Here is a 21,301-nt window from a genome sequence, read left to right on the forward strand (position 1 = left end):
TCGATCGATCCTCGCCCGTTGAGCCAAGCTGAACGCGATGTGCTGCACCGCGTTCTTTCGGAACGTTTCGACGGGCATGAGCAGCTGCTGGCTCAGGTTGACGAAGCCGAGGTCACGGCACTCTGGGACCACGGGTCGGTCAGTGTGGACCTGAGGGTTCCCGCCGCGCGGGGTGGTACTGCCCGTTCCGGGCCGATCCCGGTTCGCGCCCTGGTGAACGACGAATCCGGCGATCTGCTGGGTGAAGTGCTCGTCTGGGTGAACGACGGCAAGCTGGCCGCGCTGGAGTACGCCTGGTACGGCGATGACATGCCGTCGAGCTGGCCGGATCCGGCGAACATCTCGACCTCGGGGTGAGGCCGAGCCTGGGCGAGGTGAGGGGTGCTTTCAAGCGTGAAAGCGCCCCTCACTTGTCCTTGTCGAGTAGCAAGTGGACGGACAGCTCGAGCCGGTTCGCGACGTCGCTCGCGGTCGCGCGGCGCGTCACCCAGGCGACCAGGTTCGCCATCCAGACGTCGGCGATGAGGTGGAAGATGTCGCGGTCGGCCTCGGTGGGCTCGTCGATGCCCATCGCCTTGGCGAACATGTTCTCCATCAGGCGGCCGACCTGCTCGACCTCGGCGGCGGCCGTGGTGTCGGCGAACATGAAGGCGCGGACCATCGCCTCGGTGAGGTGCGGGTCGCGCTGCATGAGGCGGGTGTTGCGGCCGAGCACGAAGATCAGGCGTTCGCTGGGCGTCTCGCCGGGGATCGCCGAGCGCTCGATCTTCTCCTGCGCGCGCTCGAACTCGCGCGCGAGGCCGGAGACGAGCAGGTGGATCTTCGAGGGGAAGTAACGGTAGAGGGTGCCGAGCGCGACGTCGGCCTTCTCGGCGACCGCGCGCATCTGGACGGCGTCGTAGCCGCCCTTCGCGGCCAGCGCCAGCGTCGCGTCGATGATCCGGCGCCTGCGGTCGCGCTGGGCGGCGGAACCGAGCTCTTCGCTGTTCATCGTGCCCAGTGCGGTGGCGCGGCTCTTGGCCGGTGCGGGCGCCTTGGCCTTGCCTGCCATCGTGGGGTCTCCCTGATCCGGAACTTGTTCCTCTTTCAGTCGGTAGCGTACCTAACTTCTTCCACGGTTCAAGCTCAGGGACACTCGCGCGAAAACTGAAACACGTTCTACAATGATCCTCTATCGCGGCGAAGGAGGATCAGCGTGCCGATCGCGATCACCGAGGAGCAGCGTGCGCTGGCCGAGTCGGTCACGGCGTGGGCCGGACGGGGCGGAACCTTCCGCGAGCTGGTCGACATCGGACTGTTCGGTCTCGCGCTGCCGGGTGAACCCGGTGGCGTCGCCGACGTCGCCGTCGGGATCGAGGCGGTCGCGGCCGCGCTGGCTCCCGGGCCGGTGCTGGGCACGGCGCTCGGGAATCTGCTGGCCGGGCGCGTGCTCGAGGGGCCGGTCGGGGTCGCGCTCGACGGCGAGCTGGTTGGCACGAGGTCCGCCGATGGCGGGTTGACGGTCTCCGGGCGCACGGGATTGGTGCTGGATGGTGGGCCGTCGGCGGCCAGCCTGCTTCCGGCCGAAGTGGACGGCCGGCGCGTGTGGTTCCTCGGGCCGCCGGTGGCAGCGGTCGAGTCGTTCGATCTTTCCCGTGACTTCGGCCAGGGCGAGCTGACGGACTTCGTCGTGTCACCCGAATCAGTGATCACGGGTGTCGAGGAACTCGCTGTGACGCTGGCCGCCGCCGAGGCGTCGGGGGTGGCGCACTGGTGCGTGCGCACGGCCGCCGAATACGCCAAGGTGCGTGAGCAGTTCGGGCGTCCGATCGGGTCGTTCCAGGCGGTCAAGCACCTGTGCGCCGAGATGCTCTGCCGGGCCGAGGCGGCGTCCGCGCTGGCTTGGGACGCGGCGCGCGCGGCCGACGAAAACCCCGGCCAGCACGCGTTCGCCGCCGCTGTCGCGGGCGCCTCGGTGCTCGACGCGGCGGTCGAGAACGCCAAGGACTGCATCCAGGTGCTCGGCGGCATCGGCTTCACATGGGAGCACGAGGCACACCGGTATCTGCGGCGCGCGGTGTCGCTGCGGCAGTGGCTCGGCGGCTCGACACGCTGGCGGGTTCGCGCGGCTGAGCTCGCGCTGGCCGGTGAGCGGCGCACTTTGACCGTCGACGTCGGCGATACCGGCGAATTCCGTGCGGTCGCCGAGGAAATCGCGGCGCTGGAGCCCGGCGAGCAGCGGCGCAAGCTGGCCGAGACCGGGCTGCTCATGCCGCACTGGCCGAAGCCGTACGGGCTCGACGCTTCGCCGGCGCGTCAGCTGGCCGTCGACGCGGAACTCGCCCGCGCGGGCGTCCGGCGGCCGGATCTCGTGATCGGCGCGTGGGCGGTGCCGACCATCCTGGAGCACGGAACCGCCGCGCAACGGGACAGGTTCGCGGGGCCGACGCTGACCGGTGAGCTCACCTGGTGCCAGCTGTTCAGTGAGCCGGACGCCGGTTCGGACCTCGCTTCCTTGCGTACCAAGGCGATTCGCGCCGACGGTGGCTGGCGGCTGTCCGGGCAGAAGGTGTGGACGTCGCTCGCGCGCGAGGCGGACTGGGCGATCTGCCTGGCCAGGACCGACCAGGAAGCAGCCAAGCACAAGGGAATCACGTACTTCCTCGTCGACATGCGCTCGCCGGGCATCGACATCCGGCCGCTGCGGGAGATCACCGGCGTCGCGCGGTTCAACGAGGTGTTCCTCGACGACGTCTTCGTGCCGGACGACTGCGTGGTCGGCGAGGTGAACGGCGGCTGGCGGCTCGCGCGGACCACGCTGGCCAACGAGCGGGTCGCGATCGGCGGGGGACCGGCGGTCGGCGAAGGCGTGGAAACCTTGCTGGGTCAGGTTTTTTCACCTGATCAGGTGACTTCGGACCGGCTGGGCGGGCTGATCGCGGAGGGTCTCGCCGGGTCGTTGCTCGACCTCCGGATGACGCTGCTTGCCTTGGCAGGACAGGATCCCGGCCCCGCGTCGAGCGTGCGGAAGCTGCTCGGCGTCCAGCATCGGCAGGCTGTCGCCGAGGCCGCGCTGGACCTGCGCGGACCCGGCGCGGTGGCCGTGGACGAGAAAACCTCGGCCGCACAACACGAATTCCTGCTCAGCCGGTGTTTGAGCATCGCGGGCGGCACGACCCAGGTCCTGCTGACACTGGCCGCCGAACGCCTGCTCGGCTTGCCCAGGCAGTAGCCGATCCAAAACTGTCGGTGCCCGGGTCTAGCGTCCTGTGCATGGAAATCACCGAGCACACCCAGGCCACCTACGTTCCCTCCGAGCCCCCGCGGGACGGCGTACTCGCGCTGTGGGGAGACGCACACGGCGACACCCCGATCGAACTGCTGGTGACAGCGGGGAGAGCGCCGGTACGCACCAAGGTCGAGGCGAGAGTCGTCTCGATGGCGAGCGCCATTCCCCGGCTGCTGACGGCCGATCCGCGGGCGAGCCCGACAGTGGCCGCCTGGTCGGCCGCCGTCACGGCTGGCGTCGACCTCGTCTCGCGGGGGCGGCTGATCCCCGCGCGCCCGCCCGATGGCGATGGCTGGCGTGCCGGCCCGCTCGACGCGGACGATGAGGCGCGCCTGCGTGAGCTGGCCGCCGCGCTGCCGCCGGAGGCGCACGCGCTCGCGCTGTCGGGGCTGAAGCGGCCGCGGCTGCACTCGCCCGAGGCGCTGGTCCGCGCGTTGTGGGACGCGACGGCCGACGTGCTGGCGCGCGGGCTGTCCCCGGACGGCATCGCGGGCCCGCCGGGCGGCGCCGAGCTGCTGCTGCGCGTCGAGCCGAGGGAGGCGTTCGACGCGGACGGCATGCCCGGCTTCAAGGTCTGGGCCGTGCCCATGCTCCGCAGCCTCGCGGACTCGAGCCTCGTCGCCGACGCGCCGGAGATCCGCCGCATGCCGGACGAGGTGGGCCGCCGGTTCGGCGGCCAGGTGGAGACGCAGCTGCTGCTGGGCGTCCGGCGCGGCGCCCGGGTCTGGCCGCCGCTGGGCCGGGTCCAGGACGAGCCGGACGAGTTCGCGCTGACCGACGACGAGGTGTCGCACCTGCTGGCCTATGGCGGGCGCGCGCTCGACGAAATCGGCATCACCGTGCTCTGGCCCGAGGCGTTGTTCACCCGGATGAAGGCGAAGGCGGGGGTGGAGTCGCCCAGGCCGGATTCCGCGGCCACGTTCACGCTGAAGGATCTGCTGGAGTTCAAGTGGCAGGTGAGCCTGGGCGACGAGGTGCTGACCGAGGACGAGGTCTCGATGCTGGCGGAGGCCAAGCGGCCGATCGTCCGGCTCCGCGGCAAGTGGATCAAGGCGGACGGCGCGCTGCTCGCCAAGCTCAGGCGCCCGAAGCGGGCACTGACCGGATCAGAGGCGCTGGGCGCGGCGCTCACCGGGAAGCTGGAGCTCGAAGGCGAGGAGATCGCGTTCGCGCCGTCGCCGGTGCTGACCGGGCTGGCCGAGCGCATCACGTCCACAATGGACGATCCGGTGGAGCCGTCGCCGCGGTTGCTGGCGACACTGCGCCCGTATCAGCGCGCGGGCCTCACCTGGCTCGCCAAGATGACCGAGCTCGGGCTCGGCGCCTGCCTCGCCGACGACATGGGCCTGGGCAAGACGGTCCAGCTGATCGCGCTGCACCTGCACCGCGAAGCGCTCGCCGCCGGTCCGACGCTCGTGGTCTGCCCGACCTCGCTGCTGGGCAACTGGGAGCGTGAGATCGCCAGGTTCGCGCCTTCGGTGCCGGTGCGCCGGTTCCACGGTGGCGCCCGCAACCTGGACGACCTGTCCCCAGGTGAGATCGTGCTCGCGACGTACGGCGTGGCGCGGCGTGACAAGGCGCTCGCCGCGCTCAAGTGGGGGCTCGTCGCCGCGGACGAGGCCCAGCACGTGAAGAACCCGAAGTCCGCGACGGCGAAGGCGTTGCGCCGCATCGAATCGGACGCGCGGGTCGCGTTGACCGGCACCCCGATGGAGAACCGGCTGGCCGAGCTGTGGTCGATACTGGACTGGACGACGCCGGGCCTGCTCGGCACGCTCGACCATTTCCGCCGGACGGTCGCCAAACCCATCGAGCGGAACCGCGACAAGGCGGCCACCGAGCGCCTGGCCACCCTGGTCCGCCCGTTCCTGTTGCGGCGCAAGAAAACCGACCCGGACATCGCGCCGGAACTGCCGAGCAAGACCGAGACCGACACCTACGTCCCGCTGTCGGCCGAGCAGGCGACGCTGTACGAGGCCGTGGTCCGCGAAAGCATGGAAGCGATCCAGGACATGAGCGGGATAGAACGCCGCGGCGAGGTGTTCAAGCTGCTCACCGCGCTCAAGCAGATCTGCAACCATCCGGCCCAGTTCCTCAAGGAGCAGGGCCCGGTCACCGGCCGGTCCGGCAAGCTCGCCGCCTTCGACGAGCTGCTGGACATCATCCTCGACGAAGGCGAAAGCGTCCTGGTGTTCAGCCAGTACGTCCAGCTCCTGCACCTGCTGGAGACCCGCCTTGCCGACCGGGGCATCCCGTCCGCGATGCTCACCGGCGCGAGCAGCCCGGCCGAGCGTGACGACATGGTCCGCCGGTTCCAGGCAGGCGAGTTCCCGGTCTTCCTGTTGTCGCTCAAGGCGGGCGGCGTCGGCCTCAACCTGACCAAGGCCACCCAGGTCATCCACTTCGACCGCTGGTGGAACCCGGCCGTCGAAGACCAGGCCACCGACCGTGCCTTCCGCATCGGCCAAGACCACCCCGTCCTCGTCCACCGCCTCATCACGGAGGGAACCCTCGAAGAACGCATAGCCGAGATGGTCGAAGCCAAACGCGGCCTCGCCGAGTCCGTGGTCGGCTCGGGCGAAACCTGGATCTCCGAACTCTCCAACGACGAACTCGCCGACCTCGTCCGCCTCGGCTCCCGCTAGCCCCGCGGAGGTCGTGAGTGTTTTGGCCGGTTAGAACCGGCCGTGCCACTCACGACCTCCGGCTAGGGCTTGCGCCAGGTGTGGTGGCTCCACGAAAGGAACCGCTCCACCCCGCGCACGACGGCGGCGCTGCGGATGGAGGGGAAGATGTCGAAGGCGTGCTGAGCGCCGGGGATCTCGGCGTAGGCGACCGGGTTCTGGGAGGCCGCGCGGAGGCGGCGGACGAACTCGCGGGCTTCGCGGACCGGGACGAGGGAGTCGCGCTCGCCGTGGACGACGAAGAACGGGGGTGCCTTGTCGGTGATGCGATCCAGGGGTGAGGCCGCGACGTAGGCGTCGAGGTGCTCGACGGGGTCGTGGCCGGTTTCGAAGACGTAGCGGGAGATGAGGTTCTTGAGCCTGGCCGTGGAGGAACGCTCGCCCGTGGTGGCCGCGAAGTCGTAGACGCCGTAGTGGGGGACGCAGGCCTGGACACTGGTGTCCTGGTCGGCGAAGCCGGGCTGCAGTGCCGCGTCGTTCTGGGTCAGCGCGAGCAGGGCGGCGAGGTGGCCACCCGCGGAACCGCCGGTCACGGCGAGGAAGGACGGGTCGCCGCCGTAGGTGTGGATGTTCTCGCGGATCCAGCCGATCGCGCGCTTGGCGGCGATGATGTGCTGGGGCCAGCGGGCCGCCGGGGAGAGGGGGTAGTTGATCGCGACGCAGATCCAGCCGCGTTCGGCCATGTGCATCATCAGGGGCAGGCCTTGCTGCTCCTTGTTGCCGATCACCCACGCGCCGCCGTGCACCTGCAGCAGCACCGGCCTGCCCTCGACGGGCTCGCGGGGGTAGTAGACGTCGAGCATGAAGCGGCGGCCGCCGGGGGCGTAGGCGACGTCGTGGTGACGGCGGACGTTGGCGTTGCGGACGCGGAACGGGAGCGCGAGCTGGGCGAGGGTGGTCCCGAGGTCGGTGGCGGGCTCGAGGCCGTCGAGGTAGTCGGGGCCGAGGCCTTCCGCAAGGGCCGCGTCCATCACCTCGCCCGCGCGGCGGGAGCCGGTGATGAGGGCGGCCAGGCCCGCCGCGGTGAGGCCCGCCATCGCCAGGCCGATCTTGTCGCCGCGGGTGCGGGCGCCGTGGCGGGCGAGGTGGGCCGCCGTGTCGACGGCGGTGAGCGCGAGCAGCTGGGGCGCCAGTTCGCCGGTCAGCCAGCCCGCGAAGAAGGCGGGGAACGCCAAGGGCTCGCCGGGGATCGGGCGCAGCGCGTTGGCGGTGAGGCCGAGTTGGATCGCCCGGCGGGTGACGAAGTTCGGCTTCATGACGAAAGGCTACAAGCCGATCACTGGCCGGATCCAGCGCGATCACCACCGTGCGGGCGCTCGGTGAGCGGGACCGTCACTCGGCGTACTCGAATGGCCGCGAGCTTCACCCCGAAGACCTCTCCCGGACAGGTGTACTGGTTCGCCTACGCTGGGTGCCGTGGTCAGAGAACAGCGGTTGAGCGGCCTGGACGCGAGCTTCCTGTACCTGGAGACCTCCGCGCAGGTGCTGCACGTGTGCGGGCTGGTGACGCTCGACGGCTCCACGATGCCCGGCGGGTACGCCTTCGAGAAGTTCAAGGACCAGCTGGCCGCGCGGGTCGCGCAGATCCCGGCGTTCCGGCGCAAGCTGCACGACCCGTTCTGGAACTTCCGGCACCCGGTGTGGGTGGAGGACGACGAGTTCGACCTCGACCACCATGTGCACCGGATCGGCGTCCCCGCGCCGGGCGACCGCGCCGAGCTGGCCGACCTGTGCGCGCACATCGCGGGGCAGCCGCTCGACCGCGGCCGCCCGCTGTGGCAGATGTACGTCATCGAGGGGATCGAGGACGGCGGCATCGCCGTGCTGATCAAGATGCATCACGCGAGCGTCGACGGGGTGAGCGGCGCGAACCTGATCACCTACCTGGCCGGGCTGGAGCCCGACGCGCCGTTGCCGGAGATCGAGCAGCCCGAGACGCCCGGCGTGCCGCACGGCTTGGCGTTGCTGCGCGACAGCGTCCGCTCGGCGGCGAAGCTGCCGTTCGAAGCGGCACGCCTGCTGCCCGACCTGCTGGGGATCGTGCCGGCCTGGGTGGGTAAAGCGCTGAAGGGCAAGGCGATGCCCGCGCCCTTCACCGCGCCGCGGACCTCGTTCAACGGGACCATCACCGGGCACCGGAGCGTCGCGTACGCGACCGTGGACCTCGACGACGTGAAGAAGGTCAAGAACGCGTTCGGGGTGACCGTGAACGACGTCGTGCTGGCGCTGTGCGCGGGCGCGCTGCGGCAGTACCTGAGCGACCGGGGTGAGCTGCCCGCCGATCCGCTGATCGCCAGCGTCCCGGTCTCGGTGCGGGAGCGGAGCGAGCGCGAGCACGGCAGCAACAAGGTCTCGGCCTTCTTCGCCTCGCTGCCGACGCATCTGGCCGATCCGGCGGCGCGGGTGTTCGCGCTCGCCGAGCGCAACCGGCTGTCGAAGGACCACCATCGCAGCATCGACGCCGACATGCTGCAGGACTGGGCGCAGTTCTCGGCCGCGACCATGTTCGGGCTCGCCGTGCGCGCGTATTCGGCGCTGCGGCTGGCCGAGAAGCACCCGGTGGTGCACAACCTGGTGATCTCCAACGTGCCCGGCCCGCCGATGCCGCTCTACCTGCTCGGCGCGCGGATCACCGGGTTGTTCCCGCTCGGCCCGGTCTTCCACGGCGCCGGGCTGAACGTGACCGTGCTGTCCAACGCGGGCAGGGTCGACGTCGGCCTGCTCGGCGCGCGAGAACTCGTTCCAGACCTGTGGCCGCTCGCGGACGCCATCCCGCTCGCGATGAAGGAACTCCTCAACGCACTGCCTGGTTGACAAGCCGGACTTGCCGTAAGCACTCTCAACGGATAAGACTAGAACACGTTCCAGTCTAGCCCGAGGGAGCCAGTGTGGACTTCAAGCCGGACGCGACCCAGGCGGAGATCACCCGCCTGGCCGCCACCGTCCTGCGCCGGGACCTCGAGCGGCCATGGCAGGCGCTCGCCGAGTCCGGCCTGCTCGCGCTCGCGCTCCCGGCCGAGCTGGACGGCGACGGGCTCGGCCTCGCCGAGGTGGCGCTCGTGCTGACCGAGGTCGGCCGGGCCGCCGCGCAGGTGCCTGCGCTGGCCGCGCTGGCGCTCGGGGTGCTGCCGATCGACAAGCTGGGCAGCCCGCGTCAGCGCGCGGACCTGTTGCCCGCCCTCGCTTCCGGCGCCGCGGTGGCCACGGCCGCGCTGCACGAACCGTCGGCTCCGATGACCACGCACCCATCGACGACGGCCGTGCCGTCCGACGGAGCCTGGTCGATCTCCGGCACGAAAACGGCCGTGCCGTACGCCGAGACGGCCACCGCGATGCTGATCCCGGTGACCATGGCGGGCGGCACCGCGGTCTTCGTCGTCCACCCGCGCGCGAGCGGGGTCACGCTGGTGCCGACCCGCAACGCGAGTGAGAGTCCGGAATGCACGGTCGTGCTCACCGACGTCCACGTCACGGAAGCCGACCTGCTCGCCGACGGCGCGCTCGCGGCGGTGCACCGGTTCGCGCTCGCGGGCGCGGTGGCGCTCGGGGACGGGCTGCTCGCCGGGGCGCTGGAACTCACCACGGCCCACGTCGGCACGCGGGAGCAGTTCGGCAAGCCGCTGGCCAGATTCCAAGCGGTGGCGCAGCAGATCGCCGACGTCTACATCGCGTCCCGCACGGTGCACCTCGCCGCGCTTTCGGCGATCTGGCGGCTTTCCGAAGGCCTGGACGCCGACGCGGACCTCGAGGTGGCCGCGTACTGGCTCGCCGAAGAGGCTCCGAAGGCGCTCGCGGCCTGTCAGCATCTGCACGGCGGGCTCGGCGTCGACGTGACGTATCCGCTGCACCGGTACTACTCCGGGATCAAAGACCTGTCCCGGTTCGTCGGCGGTGCCTCGCACCGTCTCGACCGCATCGGCGAGTTGGTGTGACCATGCATGTGGATTTGACGGCGACACAACGGGAACTGCGTGACGAACTGCGCGCCTACTTCGCGGGGCTGGTGAGCGCCGAGGAGCGCGAGGCGATGCGGCGCGAGCGGCACGGCGACGTGCACCGCGAGATCGTGCGGCGGATGGGCCGGGACGGCTGGCTCGGCGTCGGCTGGCCGAAGGAGTACGGCGGCCGCGGGTTCGGCGAGATCGAGCAGCACTTGTTCGTCGACGAGGCCGCGCGCGCCGACGTCCAGCTGCCGTCGGTGACGCTGCAGACCGTCGGCCCGACGCTGCAGGCGTTCGGCACCGAAGAGCAGAAAGCCTTCTTCCTGCCCAAAATCCTGGCGGGCGAGGTGCATTTCGCCATCGGCTACACCGAGCCGGACGCGGGCACGGACCTCGCCTCGCTGAAGACCTCGGCGGTGCGTGACGGCGACGAGTACGTCGTCAACGGCCAGAAGATCTTCACCACCGGCGGGCACGACGCCGACTACATCTGGCTCGCCGTGCGCACCGATCCGGCCGCGCCCAAGCACAAGGGCATCTCGATCCTGATCGCCGACACGAGTGATCCGGGGTACTCGTGGACGCCGATCATCACGTGCGACGGCGCACACCACGTCAACGCGACCTACTACTCCGATGTGCGCGTGCCCGCCGGAATGCTGGTGGGCAAGGAAAACGAGGGCTGGCGGCTGATCACCACGCAGCTCAACCACGAGCGGGTCATGCTCGGCCCGGCCGGGCGGATCAGCGGGTTCTACGACCGCGTCCACGAGTGGGCCGAGGGCCGCAAGACCACCGACGGCACACCGTTGCTGGAGCTGCCGGACGTGCGGCGCGCGCTCGCCGAGACACTGGCGACCGCGCGGGTCAACGAGCTGCTGAACTGGCAGGTCGCCTCGGCCGCGACGGGCACCCCGGTCGATGTCGCGGACGCGTCGGCGACGAAGATCTTCGGCTCGGAACGCATGCAGCGCATCGGCCGCCTGCTCGAGGAGATCGTGGCGCGCCACGGTGATTTCGCCGATCCCGAGACGGCCGAGCTGGCCGAATGGCTGGACCGCATCGCCAAGCGCAACCTCGTGCTGACCTTCGGCGGCGGGGTCAACGAGATCCAGCGCGAGTTGATCGCCATGGCCGGACTGGGATTGCCGAGGGTGCCGCGATGACCATCGAAGAAGAAGTCGCCCGCGTCGCCGCGCAGGGGGAATCCTCACCGAGGTTCGCCCGTGATCCGGTGAACCAGTCGATGGTGAACAACTGGGTCGAGGCCATGGGCGACACCAACCCGGTCTACACGGACCCGGAGTTCGCGGCGCGCTCCGTCCACGGTGGACTGGTCGCGCCGCCCGCGATGGCGCAGGTGTGGACGATGAACGGCCTGCACGGCGCCAGGGCCGAGGACGATCCGCTCGGCGCGATGATGTCCATCATGGACGACGCCGGGTTCACCTCGGTGGTGGCCACCAACTCCGAGCAGACCTATCACCGGTATCTGCGCCACGGCGAGCACGTCTCGGCGACGACCGCGCTCGAGTCGGTGGTCGGCCCGAAGAAGACCGCGCTCGGCGAGGGCTGGTTCGTGACCACCCGCACCACATGGCGCGTCGGTGACGAGCCGGTGGCCGAGATGATGTTCCGGGTGCTCAAGTTCCGGCCACCGGAGGTGTCCAAACCGGACACCGTGCTGCGCCCCGTGATCAGCAAGGACAGCGAGTTCTTCTGGTCGGGGTTGCGCGAAGGCGAGCTCAGGATCCAGCGCTGGGGCGACACCTTGCGGCACCCGCCCGGCCCGATGCCGCCGTCGGGCGATCTGGACCTCAAGCCCGATTACGTCGTCGCCAGCGGCAAAGGCTCGATTTACAGCTACGTCGTGCATCACCATCCACCCGTGCCCGGCAAGAAGCTGCCGTTCGTGGTCGCGCTGGTGGAACTCGAAGAAGGCGTCCGGGTGCTCGGCGAGCTGGTCGGCGCCGACCCCGAAACGGTCCGGATCGGACAAGAGGTCGAAGCCGTGTTCCTGGAGATCGACGACGAGCTGACCCTGCCAGCCTGGAGGACGCGATGACCGTCGAAGTCGGCACCGAGCTGCCCCCGCTGACCATCGAGGCCACGCCGACCTTCGTGGTCAGCACCGCGCTGGCCACGCGTGACTTCCAAGACGTGCACCACGACCGTGACTCGGCGATCGCCCGTGGTTCCCAGGACATCTTCCTCAACATCCTCACCGACACTGGGCTGGTGCAGCGGTTCGTCACCGACTGGGCGGGCCCGGAGGCGCTCGTGCGCTCGGTCAAGATCCGGCTGGGCGTGCCGTGCTACGCCTACGACACCTTGACCTTCTCCGGCAAGGTGATCGAAAAGGACGGTCAGGACGTGGTGATCGCGGTGTCCGCCAAGGACAGTCTCGGTGAGCATGTCACCGGGACCGTCGGTGTCACCCTGCCAGGAGGTGGCTCGTGAAGCTCTCGGGTGCGGCGGCCATCGCCGGGATCGGCGCGACGGAGTTCTCCAAGGACTCGGGGCGCAGCGAACTGCGGCTGGCCGCGGAATGCGTGCTGGCGGCCTTGACCGACGCCGGGCTCACACCGTCCGATGTGGACGGTCTGGTCTCGTTCACGATGGACGGCAACAGCGAGATCGCCGTCGCGCGTGAACTGGGAATCCCGGAACTCAAGTTCTTCAGCCGCATCCACTACGGCGGCGGCGCGGCCGCGGCGACCGTGCAGCAGGCGGCGCTGGCCGTGGCGACCGGGGTCGCGGACGTCGTCGTGGCGTACCGGGCGTTCAACGAACGCTCCGGCCAGCGGTTCGGCCAGGTGTCGTCCGCCGCGGCTGGCCAGGTGAACTCGGCGGGTGTGGACAACGCCTACCACTATCCGGTCGGCATCGCGACGCCCGCCGCGACCGTCGCCATGCTGGCGCGCCGGTACATGCACGAGTACGGCGCGACGAGCGAGGACTTCGGCCGGGTCGCGGTGCTCGACCGCAAGCACGCGGCGACCAACCCGAAAGCCTGGTTCCACGGCAAGCCGATCACCCTCGAACAGCACCAGGCCTCCCGCTGGGTCGCCGAGCCGCTGCACCTGCTCGACTGCTGCCAGGAGAGCGACGGCGGCGTCGCGCTGGTGGTCACCTCCGCCGAACGCGCACGCGACCTCGCGCAGAAGCCCGCGGTCATCGCGGCCGCCGCGCAGGGCAGTGGTCCGGACCAGTACATCATGACCAGCTACTACCGCGACTCGCTCGCGGCGCTGCCCGAGATGGGGGTGGTCGGCGGGCAGCTCTGGGCGCAGTCCGGGCTGCGACCGTCCGATATGGATGCGGCCGTGCTGTACGACCATTTCACCCCGTATGTGCTGATGCAGCTCGAGGAACTCGGCTTCTGCGGCCGCGGCGAGGCGAAGGACTACATCGCCGGCGGAGCGCTCGAACTCGACGGTGAGCTGCCGCTGAACCCCCACGGCGGCCAGCTCGGCGAGGCGTACATCCACGGCATGAACGGGATCGCCGAGGGCGTCCGCCAGATCCGGGGCACCTCGGTGAACCAGGTCCCGGGCGCCGGGCGCGTGGTGGTCACCGCCGGGACCGGCGTGCCCACCAGTGGACTCGTGTTGTCCCAGGGGTAATCCGGTTGCTTATTTTCCGGTTCGGATGAAGATAGTCCTTGTGGGGTATAGGGATCACCTCTTTGCGGGCTGGTGGTCGCCGGATCCGGCTGTCACGGTTGGAGGAACAGCCGGCGACACAGAGTGAGGCCCCTTATGCCAGGTCGAAAGCCACTGGAGCACGTCTTCACCTTCTGCGGTGCGGGCGATCGTGGCTGCCCTGACCTGTTCCTCGACCACGACGCCGACGAGGCGCGCAGGGTGGTGCTCGTCGACGACCACGGCGCCCGCATCCAGATGAGCCTGACCCAGCTGCACGCGCTGGTGTCCGACGTCAAGGACGGCGCGCTGGACCGCCTCTTCCCCGCCGAAGTCTCGTAGCGGGGCGGCCGGGTGATGGCATGGATCTTGACCGCGGTGTTCCTGGCCATCACGTGGCCCTGCGTGCGGCGGCTCGCCAGTCTCGACTACGCCCGCCTCGGCCACGCGACCCGGCAGGGCGACGTGGCCGAACTCCTGTTCACGGTGGCGATGGTCGCCATGCTCTCGCCCATCGGCGGGCCCATCCCGGCGGCGGGCTGGCAGGCGTTGTTCCTGCTGGCCTCGGGGTGGTTCCTGGTCGCCTGGCTGCGCGGCGCACACGGCTGCGCGCATCACGCCATCTCGGCCGTGGTCATGCTGTACCTGCTGGTGGCCATGCCCCACGTCACCGCCGAGCACGGGCCATGGCTGAACATGTCCACAATGGACACCTCGCCCGGAGTCCTGTTCACGGTGGTCGCGATCGCGGCGGCTGTCTACTTCGCGGGCGACGCGCTGAAGTCGGGGCTGTTCCTGCTCAAGGCGGCGGATCGGCCCGCCGGAACGGTTTCGCGCGCGGCCTGCCGGACCGTGATGGGGATCGGGATGGGTTACATGCTCCTGGCCGCGCTGTGAGATGGCTTCCGCGGCTCACCGCCACGAAAGCCACCCCCGCGTCACGCTAGCCGCAGCTGCACCCGCAGCCGCAGCTCGAGCCGGCGCAGCTGTCTCCGCACCCACATCCGTCCCTCATCGCGTCATCCTTCCGCTAGACAGGGCCTCTGTTCACGCTACGTGTCCAGATGATCACCCGCAAGCGACTGCCCGGGTGACGCCCAAGTCCTGGGACACCCCAGGTCCGGGATTTAGCGGGCTTTATCCCGGACCGGCATAAAGCCCGCTAAATCCCGTTTCGCTCAGTCAGCACGGTGTCGGAGAGGACGGGGGCGTCGTCGCGTTCGGGTGCCGAGGTCGTGATCACGAGGCGGCCGGGTTCTTGCCAGACGCGGGTGCGCAGGGTTTCGCCGGGGTAGACGACGCCCGCGAACTTGGTCGAGAACGAGCCGACGCGGGAGGTGTCGCCGTCCAGGAACGCGTCGGTGACCGTTTTCGCCACGATCCCGTACGTGCACAGGCCGTGCAGGATCGGCGTTTCGAACCCCGCGGCGCGGGCGAACGCGGGGTCGGCGTGCAGTGGGTTGCGATCGCCGCAGAGGCGGTAGAGCAAGGCCTGCTGGGGCAAGGTCGGGGTGTCGATGACCGCGTCCGGCTCGCGGGTGGGCGGCTCGACCTTGTCCGACGGGCCGCGGTCGCCACCGAAACCGCCTTCGCCGCGGGCGAAGATGCTGGACCTGGCCGTCCACAGTGGATCGCCGTCCGACGAGGTGACGGCGGTCTCCTGGATGATGACCGCGGCCTTGCCCTTGTCGAAGACGTCGGCGATGCGGGACTTGGCGACGGCCTTGCCCGAGGTCGGGATCGGGCGGTGGGCGACGACCTCCTGCTTGCCGTGCAACACTTTCGCGAGGTCGATGTCGACGCCGGGGAAGGACACCGACGGCGGGTCGAACACGCGCAGGTTCGCCGCCACGGTGGCGAACGTCGGCAGCACCTGGAGATCCTGCTCGTAGGTGTAGCGCAGCTCGCGCGGGTTGACCGGGTCCGCGCCCGCGCCGAGCGCGAGGTGGTAGAGCTGGACGTCGGCCGCGGTCCAGGCGAAGGTGACCTCGGGCAGCGCGGCGCCGATGGCGAGTGCGGGATCGACCGGCATTCACGACCTCATTCGTAGGTGACCGAGACGTCGTCGGTCAGGGGCAGCGACTGGCAGGCGAGCACCAGGCCGTCGGCGATGTCCTCACCGTCCAGCACCTCATTGTTCAGCATCTTCACCTCGCCCGCCACGATCCGGCAGGCGCACGCGCTGCACTGGCCCTCGCGGCACGAGTACGGCGCGTCGAGGCCTTTCGACAGCAGGAAGTCGAGCAGTTTCTGCTGACGTGGCCAGGTGAACGTGTGCTGGGCGCCGTCCAGTTCGACGTCCAGTGTGGTCGTCTCGCCGGACTCGACGACCTCGACCTCGGCCGACTCGAACGGATTCCCGGTCAGTGACAGGAACTTCTCGATGTGCATGCGGCCGTGCTCGGACCCGAGCGCCTCCTTGGCGGCCAGCATGAACGGCTCCGGGCCGCAGATGAACGCCTCGAACCCCGCGTACGGCGCGGTCAGCGTGCGCAGACTGCGCACACCCGGCATGCCCTGGACGGTCTCCAGCCAGTGGATGACCACGAACCGGTCCGCGTGCTGGTGCGCGAGCGAGGCGAGTTCGTCGGCGAAGATCACGGACTGCTCGTCGCGGTTGGCGTAGACGAGCACGATGCGCCCGGCGCCACCGTCCAAAGCGGACTTGAGGATCGACATCACCGGGGTGATGCCGCTGCCGCCCGCCAGCAGCAGGAAGTCGCCGTCCAGCGATTTGGGCGTGAAGACGCCCGACGGCGGCAGCACGTCGATCTCGGCGCCTTCGCGCAGCTGGTCGCAGATCCAGTTCGAGCCGAAGCCGCCCGCGGTGCGTTTGACCGTCACCTTGAGCATGCCTTCGAAGGGTGCGCTCGACAGCGAATAGCACCGCGCGACAGAGCCCGTCCGGTCGCTCGGCACTCGCAAGGTTAGGAATTGCCCTGGTCGGTAACGGAAAGCATGCTCCAAGGAAGCGGGCACGTCGAAGACGATCGAGTGCGCGTCCCGGGTCTCGGTGATCACCCGGGACACCTTGAGCTTGTGGAACTCAGTCACCGGCGACCTCCACGAGACCGTTCTTGACCGCGCGCACGATACTGTCGGTGAGCCGCTCGCAGGTGTCGAGCAACGCGGTGTTCTCGCCCGCCGCCTTGCGCTCGGCGAACACCGAGCAGGTCGACGCCGCGTCCGTCGTCCACTGGATGCTCGTGTGCTGGGCGCTGTTCTTCTTGACCAGCACACAGGTTCCGCATGTGTCGCAGTCGACCGGGCGCAGCCCGGCCGTCAGGAACTCCCGCGCCTCGGTGGTCACGCCCGCTGCCTAGCCAGGTTCTCGGCGACTTCCTTCTCCCAGACCTCGTTCGCCTTGGTGGTGTCCACTTCGAACTCGAAGCGGCGCGTCATGTCCTCGCTGATGTCCGCGACGTCCACATAGAACTGCTCGTACCAGCGGCGCAGCTGATACACCGGGCCGTCTTCCTCGCACAGCAAGGGATTGTCGATGCGAGTCTTGTTGCGCCAGATCTCCACGTCCTGCAGGAATCCGCCGCCGATGCTTTTCGCGAACTTGCCCGCGAGCTTGTCGGCCTGCTCGTCGGTGAGGCCTGGCAGCTTCTTGACGCTCACACCCCATTGCAGCACAAAGGAATTCTCGGTGACGGGGTAGTGGCAGTTGATCAGGACGTTCTCGACCTCGTAGCCCTTGAAGTTGTTCACCAGCGTATTGATCATGTACGCGGGGCCGAAGTACGAGGCCTCCGAGCGCAGCAGGTTCTCCTCGCCGCCGTAGTTCGACTGGACGCCGACATCCGGGCGGCCCTTGGTGTTGAGGTACTGCGTCGCGATGTGACCTTCGAAGATGTTCTTGAAATAGGTCGGGAAGGCCAGGTGCACGTAGTAGAAGTGCGCCATGTCGACCATGTTGTCGATGATCTCGCGGCAGTTGGAGCCCTCGATCAGCACCGTGTCCCAGGTCCAGTTGCTCCACTCGTCGGTGAAGATCCCGTCGATCCGCGGGATCACGACACCCTCGCCGGGCGGGTTGCCCTCGGGGTCGTTCCACACGAAGAGCTGCTTGTTCTCCTCCATGCTCAGCCACGCCTTGGTCCGCGCGCGCAGCGGAACCCGCTTGGCGTAAGGGATCGAGGCGCACTTGCCCTTGCCGTTCCAGCGCCAGTCGTGGAACGGGCAGGCGACCTCGTCGCCCTTGATCGTGCCCTGGGTGAGGTCGCCGCCCATGTGACGGCAGTACCCGTCGAGCACGTTCAGCTTCCCGTCGGAGCTCTGGAACACCACGAGCTTGGTGCCGAAGGCGGTGACCGCGTGCGGTTTCCCGTCCTTGAAGGTGTCCGCGAGCCCCAGGCAGTGCCAGCCGCGCGCGAACCGCGCCGGGGGAGCGCCTGCGTCGATCATGCGGACTTCAGTCATCGGTGACCTCCGAGCTCCGATCTTGGTGCGCGAGGTGCTCGGCCGCAAGGTAGCCGAACACCATGGCGGGCCCGAGCGTCGCGCCGGGACCCGCGTAGGTGCGGCCCATCACCGGCGCGCTCGCGTTGCCCGCCGCGTACAGGCCTTCGATCACGGTGCCGTCCTCGCGCAGCACGCGTGCCTGGATGTCCGTGCGCAGCCCGCCCTTGGTGCCGAGGTCGCCCGGCACGATCTTGACCGCGTAGAACGGCGCGACCTCCAGCGGCCCGAGGCTTGGGTTGGGCTTGTTCCGCGGATCGCCGTAGTAGTGGTCGTAGGCGCTGCGGCCGCGGTGAAAGTCCTTGTCAACGCCTTCGCGGGCGAACGCGTTGAAGCGGTTGACGGTCGCGGCCAGCGCCGTGGCCGGCACGTCGATGCGCTCGGCGAGCCCGGCGATCGTGCCCGACTTCGCGACGATGCCCGCCTTGAACCAGCGGCCGGGCAGCGGCTGGCGGGGGCCGATGCCGGTGAACATGTACCGGTTGAGGTAGCGCTGGTCGAACACCAGCCACGCGGGCACGTGCTCGCCGGGGCCGTCACCTTCGCCGTACATCGCGTGCACGGCCTCGACGTACGGCGCCGACTCGTTGACGAACCGCACGCCGTGCCCGTCGACCATCAGCGAACCGGGCCGCGACCGCTCGGCCAGCGCGAACCACGGGCCGCTCGGCAGCGGGATCGACGGGCCCCACCAGGCGTCGTCCATCAGGTCGACGGCCGCGCCGAGCTTGAGCCCGGCGTTGATGCCGTCGCCGGTGTTGGCCTTCGCGCCGACCGTCCACTCGGTGCCGATCGGCGCGCGCTGGTACTTGGTCCGCATCTCCTCGTTGTGCTCGAAACCGCCGCTGGCGAGGATGACGCCCCGCCGCGCGCGGATCTCCTCGTCACCGGTGAGCACCCCGACGACCCGGCCGTCTTCGACCAGCAGATCGGTGAGCGGAGTGTTGAGCCGGACCGGGACGTCCGCGCGTTGCAAACCCGCGCGCAAGCCCGCCGCAAGCGCTTGCCCCATCGACAACAGCCGCTGTCCGCGCACCCGGCCGACCAGTCCGCGCCAAGCGAGGGAGAACAGCCGGAGCACACCACGCGGATGCCGCGCGATGAGGCTCAGCCAGCGGAAGTCGGCCTGGGTGATGGGCACACCTAATGGAGCGGCGCTGTACGGCGGCTCGAGATTCGCCAGTTCGGCGCCGAGGACGTGGCCGTCGAGGGGGATGGGCTCGGCGGATCGCCCGTGCGCCCGGCCGCCGGGTGCTTCGGGGTGATAGTCGCAGTAGTCCGGCACCCACCGCAGCCGCAGCGGGGTGTGCTCGTGGAGGAACCGGACGACCTCGGGCCCACGTTCGAGGAACGTTTCGCGGCGCTCCGCCGGGACGACGTCGCCGACGATCGCCTCGAGGTAGGCGCGAGCGTCCTCGGGCGTGTCCGGCTTCGTCAACGCCTCGTTGCCGGGAATCCAGACACCGCCGCCGGAGCGCGCCGTCGAGCCGCCGAACTTCGCCGCCTTCTCCAGCACGATGACGTCGAGGCCGAGCCGCGCGGCGGTGAGCGCGGCGGTCATCCCCGCCGCACCGCTGCCGACGACGATCACATCGACGTTCATGCGGGCCATCCTGGAACGCGTTGCAGTAGGTAACTCTGCAGCGTGACACTCATGCGAGCCACCATAGACGAGAACGTGTTTCAGTTCTAGGCTGGCGGCTGTGGCTGACTTGAGCGCTGACGTGGTCATTGTCGGATTCGGTGCCGCGGGCGCCTGCGCGGCCATCGAGGCCGCCGACGCAGGCGCCGAGGTGCTGGTGCTCGACCGGTTCTCCGGCGGCGGCGCCAGCGCGGTCAGCGGCGGCGTGGTCTACGCGGGCGGCGGCACGGCCCAGCAGCGAGACGCCGGTGTCGAGGATTCCGTCGAGGCGATGTACGACTACCTCCGGCTGGAAGTCGGGGACGTGGTGTCCGAGGCGACGCTACGCCGGTTCTGCGCGCAGAGCGCCGGCATGATCACCTGGTTGGAGCAGAACGGCGTGCCGTTCGAGGGCAGCCTCTGCCCGTACAAGACGTCTTACCCGAGCGACGACTTCTACCTCTACTACTCGGGCAGTGAGGCCGCGGGTGGTTTCCGCGACGCGGCGAAGCCCGCACCGCGCGGGCATCGGGCCAAGGGGCCCGGGACCTCGGGGAAGCTGCTGTACGCGCGGCTCGCTCAGTCCGCGCGACGCAAGGGTATCCAGGTGCTGGCGCAGTCGGAGGCGCGCGAGCTGCTGGTCGAGGACGGGGTCGTCGTCGGGGTGGTCGTGTCGACGCTGCGTGACGCGCCCGCGTGGGTGCGGCGCGCGCATCGGCTGTTCGGGAAGTACTCGGCCAAGCCGGGGCTGTACGTGCCCGCCCTGCGGAAGGCGCTGCATCGGCGCGCGGTCGCGCTGGAGCGGCGTTATGCCAGGTCGGTGCGGGTCCACGCGCGGCGCGGCGTGGTGCTGGCGGCGGGCGGGTTCATCGCGAACCGGGAGATGGTGCGGGAGCACGCGCCGCTGTACCGGGGCGGGCTGGCGCTCGGGACCTCGGCGGACGACGGGTCGGGGATCCGGCTCGGCGTCGAGGCGGGCGGGTCGACAGCGTGGCTGGACCGGATCTCGGCGTGGCGGTTCGTGACGCCGCCGAGCGCGTTCCTCGGCGGGATACTGGTCGACGCCGAGGGGCAGCGGATCGTCGACGAGTCGCGGTACGGCGCGGCGGTCGGCGAACGCATGATCAACCGGCATGGCGGGCGCGGCTGGCTGCTGGTCGACGACGCTTTGCTGAGCGAGGCGCGCCGCGACGTGCGCGGGCAAAGCCAATGGTTCCAATGGCTTCAGGCTCGATACCTGTTCGGGCGGGGGCGAGTGAGCGCGCCGACGCTCGCCGAGGTCGCGCGGCGCGCGGGGATCGACCCCGACGGGCTGGAGGCGACCGCGGCCGCGTATCGGAACCCCGATCCGATGGGCAAGCCGCCCGAGTTCGTCCGGATGCTGGCGACGCCGCCGTATTCGCTCATCGACGTCTCGATCAAGCCGAGCATCGGTTTCCCGTGCCCGATGCTGACGCTCGGCGGCCTGGTCGTCGAGGAGGACACCGGCCGCGTGCGGCGCGAGGACGGCACTCCGATCGAGGGGCTCTACGCCGCGGGCCGGTCGGCGGTGGGAATCTGTTCTAGCTCCTACGTCAGCGGACTGTCGCTTGCGGACTGTGTGTTTTCCGGCCGCCGAGCTGGACGTCACGGGGCCATAGCCCAGGGATTTCTCGACAAAAACGAGAACGTGTTCTAGT

The 21,301-nt window shown here is 69.7% G+C and carries 19 protein-coding genes; 12 read left to right on the forward strand and 7 right to left on the reverse strand.

Going from position 1 to position 21,301, the window contains the following annotated elements; genetic code table 11:
- The first annotated feature begins 18 nt into the window (after positions 1-18).
- A complete protein-coding gene (locus BLV57_RS23110; protein ID WP_143047127.1) occupies positions 19-357 on the forward strand; it encodes a hypothetical protein in 339 nt (112 codons plus the stop codon).
- A 49-nt stretch (positions 358-406) separates the two neighbouring features.
- Here the strand turns inward: BLV57_RS23110 and kstR are convergent, their stop codons facing one another.
- Positions 407-1,051: a cholesterol catabolism transcriptional regulator KstR gene (gene kstR / locus BLV57_RS23115; RefSeq protein ID WP_176968767.1), complete on the reverse strand. Its 645-nt coding sequence runs from the start codon at positions 1,049-1,051 to the stop codon at positions 407-409.
- Between the two features lie 144 nt (positions 1,052-1,195).
- Between kstR and BLV57_RS23120 the strand changes: the two genes are divergently transcribed.
- Positions 1,196-3,211 carry an acyl-CoA dehydrogenase family protein gene (locus BLV57_RS23120; protein WP_091292072.1) on the forward strand — a complete coding sequence of 672 codons (2,016 nt, stop codon included), beginning with the start codon at positions 1,196-1,198 and terminating at the stop codon, positions 3,209-3,211.
- Positions 3,212-3,252: 41 nt separating this feature from the next.
- A complete protein-coding gene (locus tag BLV57_RS23125) occupies positions 3,253-5,913 on the forward strand; it encodes a DEAD/DEAH box helicase (protein ID WP_091292073.1) in 2,661 nt (886 codons plus the stop codon).
- A 62-nt stretch (positions 5,914-5,975) separates the two neighbouring features.
- Here BLV57_RS23125 and BLV57_RS23130 read toward each other — a convergent pair whose 3' ends face one another.
- Entirely contained in the window at positions 5,976-7,208 is a 1,233-nt protein-coding gene (locus BLV57_RS23130; protein ID WP_091292075.1) for an alpha/beta hydrolase, read from the reverse strand.
- A gap of 160 nt (positions 7,209-7,368) precedes the next feature.
- On the opposite strand from BLV57_RS23130, the gene BLV57_RS23135 reads away from it, so the two are divergent.
- The 8 genes from BLV57_RS23135 (at position 7,369) to BLV57_RS23170 (ending at position 14,434) form a co-directional block, all read left to right on the forward strand.
- On the forward strand, positions 7,369-8,766 hold the full coding sequence (locus BLV57_RS23135; RefSeq protein WP_091292076.1) for a WS/DGAT/MGAT family O-acyltransferase: 1,398 nt from the start codon (positions 7,369-7,371) through the stop codon (positions 8,764-8,766).
- 74 nt (positions 8,767-8,840) lie between these two features.
- Positions 8,841-9,884: an acyl-CoA dehydrogenase family protein gene (locus tag BLV57_RS23140; RefSeq protein ID WP_091292078.1), complete on the forward strand. Its 1,044-nt coding sequence runs from the start codon at positions 8,841-8,843 to the stop codon at positions 9,882-9,884.
- 2 nt (positions 9,885-9,886) lie between these two features.
- Complete coding sequence (locus BLV57_RS23145; RefSeq protein WP_091293127.1) at positions 9,887-11,059, forward strand: acyl-CoA dehydrogenase family protein; 1,173 nt, start codon at positions 9,887-9,889, stop codon at positions 11,057-11,059.
- Complete coding sequence (locus tag BLV57_RS23150; protein WP_091292080.1) at positions 11,056-11,958, forward strand: bifunctional MaoC family dehydratase N-terminal/OB-fold nucleic acid binding domain-containing protein; 903 nt, start codon at positions 11,056-11,058, stop codon at positions 11,956-11,958. Before BLV57_RS23145 ends, BLV57_RS23150 begins: the two co-directional genes overlap by 4 nt.
- Positions 11,955-12,353 carry a MaoC family dehydratase gene (locus BLV57_RS23155; protein WP_091292081.1) on the forward strand — a complete coding sequence of 133 codons (399 nt, stop codon included), beginning with the start codon at positions 11,955-11,957 and terminating at the stop codon, positions 12,351-12,353. The genes BLV57_RS23150 and BLV57_RS23155 overlap by 4 nt, the downstream gene beginning before the upstream one ends.
- Positions 12,350-13,519, forward strand: a complete 1,170-nt coding sequence (locus BLV57_RS23160) for a lipid-transfer protein (protein ID WP_091292083.1) — start codon at positions 12,350-12,352, stop codon at positions 13,517-13,519. The genes BLV57_RS23155 and BLV57_RS23160 overlap by 4 nt, the downstream gene beginning before the upstream one ends.
- Before the next feature lie 135 nt (positions 13,520-13,654).
- Positions 13,655-13,879, forward strand: a complete 225-nt coding sequence (locus BLV57_RS23165; RefSeq protein WP_091292084.1) for a hypothetical protein — start codon at positions 13,655-13,657, stop codon at positions 13,877-13,879.
- Positions 13,880-13,894: 15 nt separating this feature from the next.
- Positions 13,895-14,434, forward strand: coding sequence for a DUF5134 domain-containing protein (locus tag BLV57_RS23170; RefSeq protein ID WP_091292086.1), 540 nt, complete (start codon positions 13,895-13,897; stop codon positions 14,432-14,434).
- Positions 14,435-14,699: 265 nt separating this feature from the next.
- On the opposite strand, the gene BLV57_RS23175 is transcribed toward BLV57_RS23170, so the two are convergent.
- From BLV57_RS23175 to kstD, 5 genes are read right to left on the reverse strand one after another with little or no spacing between them, the layout of a single operon-like run.
- Positions 14,700-15,569 carry a MaoC/PaaZ C-terminal domain-containing protein gene (locus BLV57_RS23175; RefSeq protein ID WP_091292087.1) on the reverse strand — a complete coding sequence of 290 codons (870 nt, stop codon included), beginning with the start codon at positions 15,567-15,569 and terminating at the stop codon, positions 14,700-14,702.
- A gap of 8 nt (positions 15,570-15,577) precedes the next feature.
- Positions 15,578-16,591: a ferredoxin--NADP reductase gene (locus BLV57_RS23180; RefSeq protein ID WP_091292089.1), complete on the reverse strand. Its 1,014-nt coding sequence runs from the start codon at positions 16,589-16,591 to the stop codon at positions 15,578-15,580.
- Positions 16,584-16,847: a hypothetical protein gene (locus BLV57_RS23185; RefSeq protein ID WP_091292090.1), complete on the reverse strand. Its 264-nt coding sequence runs from the start codon at positions 16,845-16,847 to the stop codon at positions 16,584-16,586. Before BLV57_RS23185 ends, BLV57_RS23180 begins: the two co-directional genes overlap by 8 nt.
- A complete protein-coding gene (locus BLV57_RS23190) occupies positions 16,844-17,962 on the reverse strand; it encodes a 3-ketosteroid-9-alpha-monooxygenase, oxygenase component (protein ID WP_091292092.1) in 1,119 nt (372 codons plus the stop codon). The genes BLV57_RS23185 and BLV57_RS23190 overlap by 4 nt, the downstream gene beginning before the upstream one ends.
- A complete protein-coding gene (gene kstD, locus BLV57_RS23195) occupies positions 17,955-19,604 on the reverse strand; it encodes a 3-oxosteroid 1-dehydrogenase (protein ID WP_091292093.1) in 1,650 nt (549 codons plus the stop codon). The genes BLV57_RS23190 and kstD overlap by 8 nt, the downstream gene beginning before the upstream one ends.
- Before the next feature lie 100 nt (positions 19,605-19,704).
- Between kstD and BLV57_RS23200 the strand changes: the two genes are divergently transcribed.
- Positions 19,705-21,300, forward strand: a complete 1,596-nt coding sequence (locus BLV57_RS23200) for an FAD-binding protein (RefSeq protein WP_091292095.1) — start codon at positions 19,705-19,707, stop codon at positions 21,298-21,300.
- Position 21,301 lies beyond the last annotated feature (1 nt).

Source organism: Amycolatopsis xylanica, assembly GCF_900107045.1.
GTDB lineage: Bacteria > Actinomycetota > Actinomycetes > Mycobacteriales > Pseudonocardiaceae > Amycolatopsis > Amycolatopsis xylanica.

Excerpts from the sequence above, each read along its gene's own strand:
- BLV57_RS23125 (WP_091292073.1), top strand. The coding sequence starts at position 3,253 with ATGGAAATCACCGAGCACACCCAGGCCACCTACGTTCCCTCCGAGCCC.
- BLV57_RS23170 (WP_091292086.1), top strand. The coding sequence starts at position 13,895 with ATGGCATGGATCTTGACCGCGGTGTTCCTGGCCATCACGTGGCCCTGC.
- kstD (WP_091292093.1), bottom strand. The coding sequence starts at position 19,604 with ATGAACGTCGATGTGATCGTCGTCGGCAGCGGTGCGGCGGGGATGACC.
- BLV57_RS23130 (WP_091292075.1), bottom strand. The coding sequence starts at position 7,208 with ATGAAGCCGAACTTCGTCACCCGCCGGGCGATCCAACTCGGCCTCACC.
- BLV57_RS23175 (WP_091292087.1), bottom strand. The coding sequence starts at position 15,569 with ATGCCGGTCGATCCCGCACTCGCCATCGGCGCCGCGCTGCCCGAGGTC.
- BLV57_RS23190 (WP_091292092.1), bottom strand. The coding sequence starts at position 17,962 with ATGACTGAAGTCCGCATGATCGACGCAGGCGCTCCCCCGGCGCGGTTC.
- BLV57_RS23155 (WP_091292081.1), top strand. The coding sequence starts at position 11,955 with ATGACCGTCGAAGTCGGCACCGAGCTGCCCCCGCTGACCATCGAGGCC.
- BLV57_RS23165 (WP_091292084.1), top strand. The coding sequence starts at position 13,655 with ATGCCAGGTCGAAAGCCACTGGAGCACGTCTTCACCTTCTGCGGTGCG.
- BLV57_RS23145 (WP_091293127.1), top strand. The coding sequence starts at position 9,887 with ATGCATGTGGATTTGACGGCGACACAACGGGAACTGCGTGACGAACTG.
- BLV57_RS23150 (WP_091292080.1), top strand. The coding sequence starts at position 11,056 with ATGACCATCGAAGAAGAAGTCGCCCGCGTCGCCGCGCAGGGGGAATCC.
- kstR (WP_176968767.1), bottom strand. The coding sequence starts at position 1,051 with ATGGCAGGCAAGGCCAAGGCGCCCGCACCGGCCAAGAGCCGCGCCACC.